This is a genomic window from Rothia sp. HMSC061D12, from assembly GCF_001836735.1.
GTDB lineage: Bacteria > Actinomycetota > Actinomycetes > Actinomycetales > Micrococcaceae > Rothia.
Genome location: NZ_KV830307.1, coordinates 46,930 through 59,070 on the forward strand (window position 1 = coordinate 46,930; position 12,141 = coordinate 59,070).

General features: G+C 61.6%; 10 protein-coding genes. 1 reads left to right on the forward strand and 9 read right to left on the reverse strand.

The features are described 5' to 3' along the window. On the reverse strand, positions 1-527 hold a 527-nt coding region (locus tag HMPREF2682_RS06900), incomplete at its 3' end, for a hypothetical protein (RefSeq protein ID WP_070832688.1). 9 nt (positions 528-536) lie between these two features. Further along, on the reverse strand, positions 537-1,307 hold the full coding sequence (gene dapB, locus HMPREF2682_RS06905) for a 4-hydroxy-tetrahydrodipicolinate reductase (protein WP_049345105.1): 771 nt from the start codon (positions 1,305-1,307) through the stop codon (positions 537-539). A 252-nt stretch (positions 1,308-1,559) separates the two neighbouring features. On the opposite strand from dapB, the gene HMPREF2682_RS06910 reads away from it, so the two are divergent. Next, a complete protein-coding gene (locus HMPREF2682_RS06910; protein WP_070832690.1) occupies positions 1,560-3,506 on the forward strand; it encodes an acyltransferase family protein in 1,947 nt (648 codons plus the stop codon). Between the two features lie 208 nt (positions 3,507-3,714). Here HMPREF2682_RS06910 and HMPREF2682_RS06915 read toward each other — a convergent pair whose 3' ends face one another. The 7 genes from HMPREF2682_RS06915 to HMPREF2682_RS06945 form a co-directional block, all read right to left on the reverse strand. Beyond that, positions 3,715-5,046, reverse strand: a complete 1,332-nt coding sequence (locus HMPREF2682_RS06915; protein ID WP_012903921.1) for a M16 family metallopeptidase — start codon at positions 5,044-5,046, stop codon at positions 3,715-3,717. Positions 5,047-5,246: 200 nt separating this feature from the next. Next, positions 5,247-7,466: a polyribonucleotide nucleotidyltransferase gene (locus HMPREF2682_RS06920; protein WP_005507901.1), complete on the reverse strand. Its 2,220-nt coding sequence runs from the start codon at positions 7,464-7,466 to the stop codon at positions 5,247-5,249. Between the two features lie 406 nt (positions 7,467-7,872). Next, complete coding sequence (gene rpsO, locus HMPREF2682_RS06925; RefSeq protein ID WP_005507098.1) at positions 7,873-8,142, reverse strand: 30S ribosomal protein S15; 270 nt, start codon at positions 8,140-8,142, stop codon at positions 7,873-7,875. Positions 8,143-8,417: 275 nt separating this feature from the next. Beyond that, complete coding sequence (locus tag HMPREF2682_RS06930; RefSeq protein ID WP_070737278.1) at positions 8,418-9,824, reverse strand: amino acid permease; 1,407 nt, start codon at positions 9,822-9,824, stop codon at positions 8,418-8,420. Between the two features lie 252 nt (positions 9,825-10,076). Further along, on the reverse strand, positions 10,077-10,415 hold the full coding sequence (locus tag HMPREF2682_RS06935) for a hypothetical protein (RefSeq protein WP_049344379.1): 339 nt from the start codon (positions 10,413-10,415) through the stop codon (positions 10,077-10,079). Between the two features lie 210 nt (positions 10,416-10,625). Beyond that, complete coding sequence (gene mtnN / locus HMPREF2682_RS06940; RefSeq protein ID WP_070832692.1) at positions 10,626-11,525, reverse strand: 5'-methylthioadenosine/S-adenosylhomocysteine nucleosidase; 900 nt, start codon at positions 11,523-11,525, stop codon at positions 10,626-10,628. Beyond that, positions 11,525-11,983 carry an S-ribosylhomocysteine lyase gene (locus HMPREF2682_RS06945; protein ID WP_005507094.1) on the reverse strand — a complete coding sequence of 153 codons (459 nt, stop codon included), beginning with the start codon at positions 11,981-11,983 and terminating at the stop codon, positions 11,525-11,527. The genes mtnN and HMPREF2682_RS06945 overlap by 1 nt, the downstream gene beginning before the upstream one ends. Positions 11,984-12,141 lie beyond the last annotated feature (158 nt).

A 12,141-nucleotide genomic window follows, 5' to 3' on the forward strand; every position in this document is an offset into this window, starting at 1 on the left:
TGCTCCACTGCCGCCGCGAAGCTCTCAAACTCCACCGCCGCAGCCTCACGGTCCACACGACCCGCCGGGGTGCGCGGCAGGGTATCCTCCGCCAGCTCACCCGAAGCAGCCAGCTCCTGAGCCATACGCTGAATACGAGCGCCGAAAAGCACCTCACGCACCAGCGCCCACGCACCCAGAATCGGCAGCAGAATCATACCCGCACCAAGAACAATGCCAGCCACAGAACCGGACGTCAGCATCACGAAGCCCTGCTGCGCAATATGCACCAGGTACAGGGTCAGTAGCGCGCAGGTCAGCGCCGCGAAAGTCTTACCCCAGCCGCCTGCATCCACCGTCACGAAGACAGCGCTAAAAATCAGCACACCCAAAATAGAGGCACGCGCTGCCAGAGGTAGCGGCAGAATCAGTACGGTCAGCACCATCAGCACGCAGGCGCAGACAGTCCACAGACGCAGTGAAGTCCACCAGGGGCTACGAGCCTCGGAAGATACCTGCGAGGCGTCGGGTGAAGTCTGTTCAGACATAACGCTCCCCTACGACAAATCCATGTAGGCGTCCAAGCCCACGCTCAAACCCGGATGCGCCGCCACCTCACGCACACCCAACAGCACGCCGGGCATAAAGGAGGTACGGTCAAAGGAATCATGACGAATCACGAGCTGCTGACCGGGGTCACCCAGCAGAATCTCCTGATGCGCCACCATGCCGCGCAGACGCACCGCATGTACGTGAATATCGTCGATTACGGCACCACGCGAACCCAAAGGATCGGAGGTGGTGGCATCCGGGCTTGCACCCACGCCAGCCTCCGCGCGGGCGGCAGCCACCTTACGGGCGGTGTGCACAGCGGTACCGGAGGGGGCGTCCACCTTATTTGGGTGGTGAATCTCGATAATCTCTACAGACTCGAAGTAGCGTGCCGCCTTCGCCGCGAACTCGGTGGCGAGAATCGAACCAATCGCAAAGTTCGGGGCGATGAGCACACCCACCTCGGGGTGCTCAGCCAGCAGTTCGCGCAGGGAGTTCAGACGCTCGGGGGTCCAACCGGTCGTACCGACCACCGCGTGCATACCGTGCTCCACCGCGAAACGCACATTCGCCTCGCTGGAATCGGGAACGGTCAGGTCAATAACAATCTCTGCACCAGCATCGACCAGCTCCTGCAGGTCGTCGCCGCGGCCCAGTGCCGCCACCAGGTCCATGTCTGCGGAGGTGTTGACGGCGCGCACCGCCTCAGAACCCATACGGCCCGCGGCACCGAGTACCGCTACCTTCCAGATTTTTTCGTTACCCTCGCGGGCCATCTTCTCTCCTCCGTAACTTATGAGCACCCCGACGATGGGGCAGACGCTGTGACGTACAGCCTCTATTATCCCCGTGTGAGCGCGGTGCACGCCATCGCACACGCTGGGTGAGATGCCCTGCGGAACCTCAGCGGCATAAAAAGCGAAGTAATCTAACCGTCATACAAGCCGTTTAATACGTTATCTAAAGTTAGCAACCATATAATTAGGAAGTATTTCTATAATTTCCATCCTACGGAGTGCTTTGACAGTATGAAGTCCCTCTTTACCTCCTCCGTGCGTCCAGATGAGGCTAACCGGCGTTATATTCTGCCGGGTCTGGACGGTCTGCGAGCAATCGCTGTGCTCCTCGTGATGGTGTACCATTTCTGGCCCACCGTACTACCCGGCGGCATGATCGGCGTGGATATTTTCTTCGTCATCTCCGGTTTCCTGATTACCTCCCTGCTTCTGCGTGAAGGTGCTCTCACCGGCAAAATTGCCCTGGGCAACTTCTGGATTCGCCGTGCCCGCCGACTACTTCCCGCCATTACCCTGCTGATTCTGGTCATGGGACCGGTCAGCCTGCTCATTGGCGGCGATATTCAGGTGAACCTCGGCCGACAGCTCGCCGGTGCGGCGACCTTCTCGTCCAACTGGATTTCCATTTTTGCCGGTAATGACTACTTCGCGCAGACCTCCCCGGAGCTCTTCACAAACTTCTGGTCCCTGGCAGTGGAAGAACAGTTCTACGTGGTGTGGCCGCTGCTCATTGTTGGCGCCGGCGTGCTGTTGCGCCGTTCGTGGCGTCGCTTCAGCGTGGTTATGGTGCTGGGCATTATTGCGTCACTGAGCGTTGCTACCGCTCTTCTGATGTCCGGCGCACCCATCAGCCGCGTCTACTACGGCACCGACACTCACCTCTACGGTCTGCTGCTCGGCGCCCTGCTGGCGTTCGCGCGCCCCTGGTCGCTGTACCCGCCGCTGCAGCAGTCCGTGCTGTACCGCGTGGCTCAGCCCTTCGGTCTGGTCGCATTCGCCCGCGTCATGATCAGCTGGATCTCACTGTTCGCACTGATTCCCTACGCGATCCTGGTTCCCGAGTCGGCACCCGGCGCGATTCCCTGGGGTCTGTTCGGTGCCTCTCTGCTGGCGCTGGGCGTGATTCAGGGTATGCTCCCCGATATGCTCGCTGGTGCCTCCGAGATGCTGCGCCGCCTGCTGAACTTCGCTCCCCTGCGCTGGGTGGGCGAACGTTCCTATGGCCTGTACCTGTGGCACTGGCCGCTTGCCGTGGTCATGCACTACCTGCTGGGTGCGGACCGTTCCCCGCTGGTGAACGTGGGTGTTCTGGTGGCGACCTTCGCCATTGCGGAGATGTCGTACCGCTGGGTTGAGACCCCGATCCGCCGCTACGGTTTCCGCGGTAGCGCTAACCGTGCGGTGGCGGCTTTCCAGTCCTCTCGCACCAAGTTCCTGCCGGTTTCGGTGGCTCTTGCCGCTGTTGTGGCGGCTGCTTCGACCGGTCTGGCGGTACACACCGCTCCGGCGATGACCACCGCCCAGCAGTCCGTTGAGGACGGCAAGCGTGCCGCCGCTGAGCGTCTGAAGGCACGCCAGGAGGCGCAGGCTGCGAGCGCATCTGCAAGCCCGAGCGCTGCGGGCAAGGACGCGAAGGCTTCGGCAAGCCCCTCGGCTTCTAAGGCTGCTACAGGTTCGGTGGATTCTTCGAAGGTGACCATTGTGGGTGACTCCATCGTGGTGGCGGTTTCCCCCGAGCTGTACGACAAGATGCCCGAAGCATCCATCGATGCGGCGGAGGCACGCACCATCGCCAAGGCTCTGCCGATTATTAAGTCCATGGGCGCCAACGGCCAGATCCGTAAGACCTTCGTGCTGTCGGTGACCGCGAACTCGACCATTCTGGACGGTCAGCTCGACGAGGTTCTGGCGGCTATGCCCGCCGATTCTAAGCTGGTGCTGGTCACCGGTTACGGCCCGCGCAACCTGACCTGGATTGACTACTCGAACGGTAAGATTCGCGAGTTTGCGGCGCAGCATTCTGATCGCGTGATCATTGCGGATTGGAACTCTACGATCCGCCAGGCTCTGCAGACTCAGAGCGGTCTGCTCTCCTCCGACGGTGTTCACCCGGAGGCCGCCGGTCAGGAGCTCTACGCACAGGTTCTGATGGAAGCTATTGCCAAGGCGCAGAAATAATAACGCGCAGAAGTAACGCGCTGGGGTAGCTCTCAGCAGTAGCTTTTCGGGTTCTGCCGCCTCATGCTGAGCGTCAAGAGCATCAGCGGCAGACAGCCCGTAAGCGCTGCTTCAGACAAAGAAAATGCCCGTTCCCTCCCCCTCATAAGGGGTGTGGGAACGGGCATTCTATGCCTTATCAGCGTTGTGCGTTAGGAATGTTCAGGGGTTAGCGCACGATGGTGGTAATCATCTGCTGCTCACCCAGGTACGCCGCCAAATCGCGAACCTCCTCCAGGGAGACCGCGCGAATCTTCTCCAGCAGTTCGTCGGTGCTGGTGAACAGACCGGAATCCAGTTCAGCGCGACCCAGGCGGGACATGCGCGAACCCGAATCCTCGCTACCGAGCACGGTGGAACCCGCCAGCTGGCCGCGAACCTTCGTCAGCTCCTCCTCGGTAATACCGGCGGTGGCGAGCTTATCGAACTCGTAGCCCATGACCTCGCGCACCTGCTCGGTCTTAGCGGGCAGGCAGCCCGCATACATGCCGAAGTAGCCTGCATCCGAGTACGCACCGGAGAACGCGAACGTGCTGTAGGCCAGGCCACGCTTCTCACGAATCTCCTGGAACAGGCGCGAAGACATGCCCGCACCGAATGCACTGGTCAGCACGCTCATCGCGTAGCGGCGGTCGTCACCGGCGATAATGCTCGGGCAACCCATCACAATGTTGGTCTGTTCGAAGCCCTTCTCCACCTCACGCAGCTCGCTCAGCGGAAGAATGCCGCTGTCGGTGCGTACACGACGCGGTGCCGGTGCCACGCCCTCCTGCAGGTTCCAGCCGTAGCGGGTCAGCGCCTCCAGCACGAGGCGGACCATGGTGCTGTGCTCCAGCGAACCTGCGGCAGAAATGACCAGGCGGTCCGGGGTGTAGTAGCGCTTGTAGTGCTCCCACACGGCGTCACGCGGCACCTCGGTAATCTCCTGCGGGGTACCGCCGATGGGGCGGCCCAGCGGGTTCTCACCCATGAGCTGCTCCACAAAGTTTTCGAAAGCAACGTCGGTCGGGTCGTCCTGGTCCATGGCGATCTCTTCGAGGATCACGCCGCGTTCCTGCTCAAGGTGAGCCGGGTCCAGCAGGGCGTTGGTAACCATGTCGGTGATGACGTCCACCGCCATGGGTGCGTCATCGTCGAGCACGCGCGCGTAGTAGCAGGTGTGCTCCTTAGCGGTCAGCGCGTTGGATTCGCCGCCTACCGCGTCGAAGGAGGATGCGATGTCCAGGGCGGTGCGGGTGCCGGTGCCTTTGAACAGCAGGTGCTCCAGGAAGTGGGTGGAGCCGAGCATGCCGGGGGCTTCGTCGCGCGAGCCGACTCCCACCCAGAATCCGATGGATACGCCGCGGGTACCGGGCATTTTTTCGGTAATCACGCGTACGCCACCAGGCAGGATGGAGCGGCGCACCTCGTTACCGCCTACACCCTCGTAGATGAGGCGGCCGTGCTCGTAGTTGAGCTCTTCGGCGATGGCCTCAAGCTCGACGGGCAGGGAAATAGACATAGAGAGAAGAACCTTTCAACAGGTACGTCTGAAGGTAAGCATTCCCGCCCCACTACCTGTAGGCAGTCCCACAGTTGGTGGGGCGGGTGAGCATCAAAAGATGCAGGGCAAGCACAGCGAAGGGGCGCCCGGCACACCCGGCGGGGAGTGAACCGCACCGGGTGCGCCGAACGCCCCTCATCACTTAGCGGGGGTTACGACTACTCGTCGTCGCCACCCTCAACGACCGGTGCCAGCGAGAGCTTGCCGCGGTCATCAATCTTGGTGATCTCCACCTGGACCTTCTGGCCCACGGAGACAACGTCCTCAGCGTCAACAACGCGCTTGCCGCCGTTGAGCTTACGCATCTCGGAGATGTGCAGCAGGCCGTCCTTACCGGGGGTCAGGGAGATGAACGCACCGAAGTCGGTCACCTTCACCACGGTACCCAGGTAGCGTTCGCCCACCTCGGGAACCTGCGGGTTAGCGATAGCGTTCACTGCCGCACGGGCAGCCTCGGCGGAGGGGCCGTCAGCTGCGCCGATGTACACGGTGCCGTCGTCCTCAATGGAGATGTCTGCGCCGGTGTCTTCCTGGATCTGGTTAATCATCTTACCCTTGGGGCCGATGACCTCACCGATCTTGGCAACCGGAATCTTCACGGAAATAATGCGCGGTGCGAACTCGCTCATCTCATCCGGTGCGTCAATCGCGCTGACGAGCACCTCGAGGATGTGCAGGCGAGCCTCACGTGCCTGGGTCAGTGCGCCAGCGAGCACGGATGCGGGGATACCGTCGAGCTTGGTGTCCAGCTGGATAGCGGTCACGAACTCAGAGGTACCTGCAACCTTGAAGTCCATATCGCCCAGTGCGTCTTCCGCGCCGAGGATGTCGGTCAGGGCTGCGTAGCGGGTCTCGCCGTCAACCTCGTCAGAGACCAGGCCCATTGCGATACCTGCAACGGGTGCGCGCAGCGGCACACCGGCGTTCAGCAGGGACAGGGTCGATGCGCAGACCGAACCCATGGAGGTCGAGCCGTTGGAGCCCAGAGCCTCAGAGACCTGACGGATTGCGTAGGGGAACTCTTCGCGGGAGGGCAGCACCGGGGTGATTGCGCGTTCTGCGAGTGCACCGTGGCCGATTTCGCGGCGCTTGGGCGAACCCACGCGGCCGGTCTCACCGGTGGAGTACGGCGGGAAGTTGTAGTGGTGGATGTAGCGCTTGGACTTGACCGGGTGCAGGGAGTCCAGCTGCTGCTCCATCTTGAGCATGTTCAGGGTGGTGATACCCATGATCTGGGTTTCGCCGCGCTCGAAGAGAGCGGAACCGTGAACGCGGGGCAGGATTTCAACCTCAGCGGTGAGCTGGCGGATGTCGGTCAGGCCGCGGCCGTCGATACGGACCTGCTCGGTGAGGATGCGCTGGCGAACCACGTGCTTGGTCAGGGCAGCAAATGCTACGGAGACCTCGTTGGAGCGCTCTTCGAATTCCTTACCTTCGCCGGTGAGAGCTTCCATGAGCTCTTCCTGCAGCTCGGCTGCTGCTGCTTCGCGTTCCTGCTTGCCAGCGATGGAGTACACCTCTGCCAGGCGGTCTGCTGCGAATGCTTCAACTGCTGCGTCGACGTCTTCGCCGTGGCCGCCGAAGAAGGGCAGTTCCAGGGCGGGCTTGCCTGCGCGAGCCACCAGGTCAGCCTGCGCCTTGCACAGTGCTGCGATGAAGGGCTTAGCTGCTTCCAGGCCCTCTGCGACGATCTCTTCGGTGGGAGCGGTCTGGCCGTCTTCCTTAATGAGCTTCCAGGAGTTGTCGGTTGCTTCTGCCTCAACCATCATGATGGCGACGTCTTCGGTACCGTCAGCCTTGGTGACGATACGACCTGCAACAGCCATGTCGAACACAGCGTTTTCCAACTGGGAGTACTTGGGGAAGCAGACCCACTGGCCGTCAATCAGTGCCATGCGCACGCCACCGATGGGGCCGTTGAACGGCGCACCGGACAGGGAGGTCGATGCGGATGCAGCGTTGATTGCGAAGGTGTTGTAGATTTCGTCCGGCTCGTAGGTCAGGACGGTCACAACGACCTGAACCTCGTTGCGGATGCCCTTGGTGAAGGCGGGGCGCAGCGGGCGGTCAATCAGGCGTGCAGCCAGGATTGCTTCGGTGCTGGGGCGGCCTTCGCGGCGGAAGTACGATGCGGGGATCTTGCCGCCTGCGTACATGCGCTCTTCCACGTCCACGGTCAGCGGGAAGAAGTCGAAGCCCTCACGGGGAGACTTGCCGATTGCGGTTGCGGAGAGCAGGGTGGTCTCGTCATCGATGGTGACGAGGACGGAGCCAGCAGCCTGCTTTGCGAGGCGGCCGGTTTCAAAGCGCACGTGGCGCTTACCGTGAATGCCGTTGTCGATTTCGACTTCAGCAAACTTGATTTCGGGACCTTCCACGGTTCCTTCTTTCTTCTTGGCAGGCCGTACGGCGCACGAGTCGGCCTTCGATAGGAAACCACGGCACCTCTCCCCCGCCTTTTCGTGTGCTCGACGTGTGTCGGCACGGTTGTGGGAGTGGTGTTATTCCGTAATTCGCTACCGAGGACCGCGGCGTGTGTGCCAGTACGGCCTTCTGTTCTTTCTTTCAGGTGGGGCGGTGTCTTCTACCGATTTCTCGCTGTGAATCTCGCTTTAGAATCTAGCGTTGGAATCTAGCGAGCGGAAGATGCGCCCCTCAACGCGGCAGTACGGACGCGCTGGCGCTACCCGCCTCCGTGTTGGAGGGTTGGTAGTGCTGACAGCACGTCCGCACACACCGCCTAAAGGCGATTAATCACCACAAAAGCGTCAAGACGCTCCTGTTTTATCGGCGCAGACCCAGGCGCTCGATCAGCGAACGGTAACGCTCGATGTCGACGCTCTTCAGGTAGCCGAGCATGTTGCGGCGACGACCAACGAGGATCATCAGGCCACGACGGGAGTGGTGATCGTGCTTGTGGAACTTCAGGTGCTCGGTCAGGTCGGCGATACGACGAGACAGAACTGCAATCTGAACCTCGGGCGAACCGGTGTCGCCCTCGTGGGTTGCGTATTCCTTGATGATTGCCTGCTTGACAGCGGGATCCAGTGCCACTTTTAACTCCTAGAGTTAGTACCGCATACGTCCCGTACGGACGGTTGCCGCCGGGTGGTGGGCTTACGCCCTGTAATACACGTCGTCTACTGCGGACTGCAGACGCGTTCTTCCCATTCTACGCTACAGGGGCGCTTTCGTGGAAGGGTGAGCAGAAGCCCGGCGACAGGTAGCTCATCACACTACCGGTCGCCGGGCTTCACAGCCGAGTTTCACAGCTGGTTTCTCATACCGGGCTCTACGTTTATTCGGTGGGCTCTACGTTTATTCAGTGCTTATGCTTCACTGCGAGCGCGGACCACCACGAGGCGGTAGTAGACCAGCAGGAACAGGCACCAGATTGCGCCCATCACCAGCGCCAGCTGGGTGTCCGCGAAGCAGCCGAAGAGCACCACGATAAAGATCATGAACGCCAACGCCAGGTAGCTCAACCACAGGGGCTGGCGCACCGGCTGCGCCTCGGTATCGGCGCCGCTGCGCTTGAAGGCAATGTGCGCCAGCAGAATCATGACCCACACGAATACGGTCGCGAAGGTTGCCAGGGAGGCGACCACCTCGAACGCGTTCTCGAAGAGCACGTTCACAATCACGCCGACCGCCATAACCAGCACCATGATGAGGGTGGTCATCCAGGGCGCACCATTCTTCGTAACCTTCGCAAAGGAAGCCGGCGCCAGGTTCTGCTTCGCCAGGCCGTACATCATGCGGCCGGCACCGTATACGTCCGCGTTCAGCGCAGAGATGGCGGCGGTAATGATGACCACGTTCAGAATCGAAGCGGCAGCCGGAATGCCCAGACCCTCAAAGATCTGCACGAACGGCGAGTTCGCCTTCGTCACCGAGTACCAGGGGTACAGGGACATGATGACCGACAGGGTCAGAATGTAGAAGATGAGGATGCGGAACGGCACCGTGCGAATCGCCTTGGGAATCGAGGTGCGCGGGTCCTTCGCCTCACCAGCGGCAATACCGATGTTCTCAATACCGCCGAACGCAAACATCACCACGGTAAAGCAGGCGAGGAAGCCGGTAAAACCGTTCGCGAAGAAGCCGCCTTCAAGAGCCCAGAGGTTCGTGACGGAGGGCGCTACGGAGTCGTGCGCCTGCACACCCACGAAGAGCAGGGCGATACCGCCAACAATCATGGCGACAATGGCGCTGACCTTCACGAGCGTGAACCAGAATTCGGTCTCACCAAACGCCTTGACCTTCGCCAGGTTAATGGCGAGCAGAATCAGCAGAACCGAGACAATCCAGATCCAGGAGGGGCTGTTCGGGAACCAGAACTTCATGTACACGGCAAAGGCGGTGACGTCCGCGATGGCGACCAGCGCCATCTCCAGGGCGTAGGTCCAGCCGGTCACGAAGCCAGCCCAGCGTCCGAGGTAGCGGGTGGCGTATTCGGAGAACGCGCCAGAGACCGGGTGCGCCAGGGCGAGTTCGCCCATTGCGCGCATCACCATGAACACTGCCGCGCCGCCAATAACGTAGGCAAGCAGCACGGAGGGGCCCGCCAGCTGAATGGCGGAGGCAGAGCCGTAGAACAGGCCAGTGCCGATGGCGGAGCCGAGGGCGATGAACATGATGTGACGCAGGGAGAGTCCACGCGCTAGCTGCGGGCTCTCGGAGGTAGCCTCAGCTACGCCCTGCTGTACCGGGGATGAGTCCGGAATGGTATTCATCTTCTTCTTTTCCTTTACCTCGTGGGGTGTACCCGCCGGTGGCGGGGAAACCTATCGGGTGGTGCCGCAGCTCAGCAGGCGGCTGAGAGCGGTACCGGTTGATGCACTCCCCATCGAGTGATGGGGCGTTGCGCAGAAGGTGTTGCCTTCGCGCGTCGCCCCGGCGCGTCTTTGCCCAACCGGTACGGTGGGAGGGAACGCAAAAGACGGCGGGAAGGCAACGTTGCCTTTCCGCCGTCTTTTCGTCAAAGACTACTTCTGTCGCTTACGTCCAATGACGATAGAGCACAGAGCGGTTGCAGCAGTCACGGTGTAGACTGCAGGCCACGCGCCAAGCTTCTTGGCGAGCGGATGAGCGGCGCCGAACGCGCCGAGGTAGACAGCGGTGAGGAAGGTGGCACGGCCTGCGCCAGCCTTACGCTTCCAATTCTTGTAAGCCACGGCACCGCACAGTGCCAGGATAGCGCCACCGAGCGGGCGGATGCCGGTGCTAGATGCAACCTTGTAGCCACCGAGCAGACCGGTGACGGAGGCGAGAGTCGGGCAGAACTTCACGACGTACTCCTCTGTGAGATCGGACAGTTTCCTCATTCATAGTACTCCACGACACACAGAATGTATATTCACCGCGGTTAATATTTCTGCGTTTCTTACGGACCGGGTACATCAGGTGCCGGGCAATAGAGGAACTGGGGTACAAAAACCAGTACAAAAAGACCAGCACAAAAATGCCGGGGCGTAAACCCGTCAGGTTCACGCCCCGGCACTTGCCGCATGCTCTGGATTGTTAGTTCTAGAGCTTTAGAGAGCCAGCTCCAGGTCCTCCAGCTCGGCCTCGGTCCACAGCTCTGCGGCCAGCTGCAGGGCGTAACGCGCCGAGCGGGGGGCCACAACATCCACGGAGAGGTGGAAGTCCTGATCGGCCTCCGGGCCGCACAGATCAGACACGCAACGCACCCCGATAAACGGGATCTCGTAGTTGTGGCAGACCTGCGCAATGGCGGTGGTCTCCATGTCGGTGCTGATGGCGCCCTCGAAGGCCTCGCGGGTGTCCTTCACGTTGTGGGCGGTCACGAAGGAGTTGCCCGCAAGCATCTGGCCGCGGCGCACCTGCCACGAGCCCTCGGCCTTCTCTGCGGTGCGTGCAGGCTCCAGGGCGGCCAGGGCGTGCTCCAGAGCGTCCTGCCACTCATCCGCCTGGCCGTCGTAGCTTTCGGGCATGCCCGGAACCTGGCCGCGCGCGTAACCGAACGCAGTGGCGTCCGCGTCAGTGTAGGTGTAGTTCTCGCCAATCAGCACGTCGCCCACGTTAATGCCGCGCGCCAAACCGCCGGCGGTACCTGCGCTAATGACGCCCAGGCAGTTCGAGGAGTAGCTGATCGCCTCGGTCACGGCGCTCGCCGCGTTCACCAGACCAATCTTCGAGCGAACCAGCAGCAGCGGAACCTGGTCCTCGCCCACCTGCAGGTAACGCGGGTGGAATACTGCGGCGCCCTCGGTGAAGGAGGGCTGCAGCTCCTCGGTCACCTTCAGGAAGGGTGCGAGCTCCTCGTCCATGGCAACCTGAATGATGATGGCGTTGGACATGCCGTCCATCAGCTCAAACATGCTGTTGAACGCCTCAGCCGGGTCAAAAGCGTTCGGGTCAAAGTCCACCGGGTTGAAGGCGGCGGTGAAGGCCTCGGGAATCTGCTCGCTCACTACGCCATCACCTGCGCCCACTCATCGCGTGCCGCGAGGAACTCGCGGGCCGCAGCCTGCGCACCCTCGAGGGTGTGGTTGGCGCCCCAACCGCACTGCACCTCGTTCGCCGCCGGAACCTCGGTCGCGTTGAGGATGTCGTTGAGGGTTGCCTCCAGAATCGGGAAGAACTCCTCGGGCTCCAGGCCCAGGGTCAGCGCGTAGAAGCCGGTCTGGCAACCCATCGGGGAGAAATCAATCAGGCGGTCGGTGTGGTTGCGCATGTGCTCGGCGCTCAGGTGCTCGATGGAGTGCACGGTCGGCATTTCCAGGTGCGCGGTGTTCGGCTGGGTGAAGCGGATATCGTACTTGATGAGGGTGTCGCCACCGGGCAGGACCTTGCGGTCTGCGATACGCACGTAGGGTGCTGCTACGGCGCGGTGGTCGAGGTTGAAGGATTCGACGTTCATTTTTTCCATGACTCTATCTTCTCTTAAAACGGGGACGACTAAAACAGGGGTGCCTCGCGGGCAGTACAGAACGTCAAGGTGAGCGGGGCAGGACATCAAGGCGTGCGGCTCACGAGGTTTCGCAGGAAGGCGCAGGCGGCCAGGCGCGAAGAAGGTGCCCGCTTTTG

Excerpts from the sequence above, each read along its gene's own strand:
- dapB (WP_049345105.1), bottom strand. The coding sequence starts at position 1,307 with ATGGCCCGCGAGGGTAACGAAAAAATCTGGAAGGTAGCGGTACTCGGT.
- HMPREF2682_RS06910 (WP_070832690.1), top strand. The coding sequence starts at position 1,560 with ATGAAGTCCCTCTTTACCTCCTCCGTGCGTCCAGATGAGGCTAACCGG.
- HMPREF2682_RS06915 (WP_012903921.1), bottom strand. The coding sequence starts at position 5,046 with ATGTCTATTTCCCTGCCCGTCGAGCTTGAGGCCATCGCCGAAGAGCTC.
- HMPREF2682_RS06930 (WP_070737278.1), bottom strand. The coding sequence starts at position 9,824 with ATGAATACCATTCCGGACTCATCCCCGGTACAGCAGGGCGTAGCTGAG.
- HMPREF2682_RS06935 (WP_049344379.1), bottom strand. The coding sequence starts at position 10,415 with ATGAGGAAACTGTCCGATCTCACAGAGGAGTACGTCGTGAAGTTCTGC.
- HMPREF2682_RS06945 (WP_005507094.1), bottom strand. The coding sequence starts at position 11,983 with ATGGAAAAAATGAACGTCGAATCCTTCAACCTCGACCACCGCGCCGTA.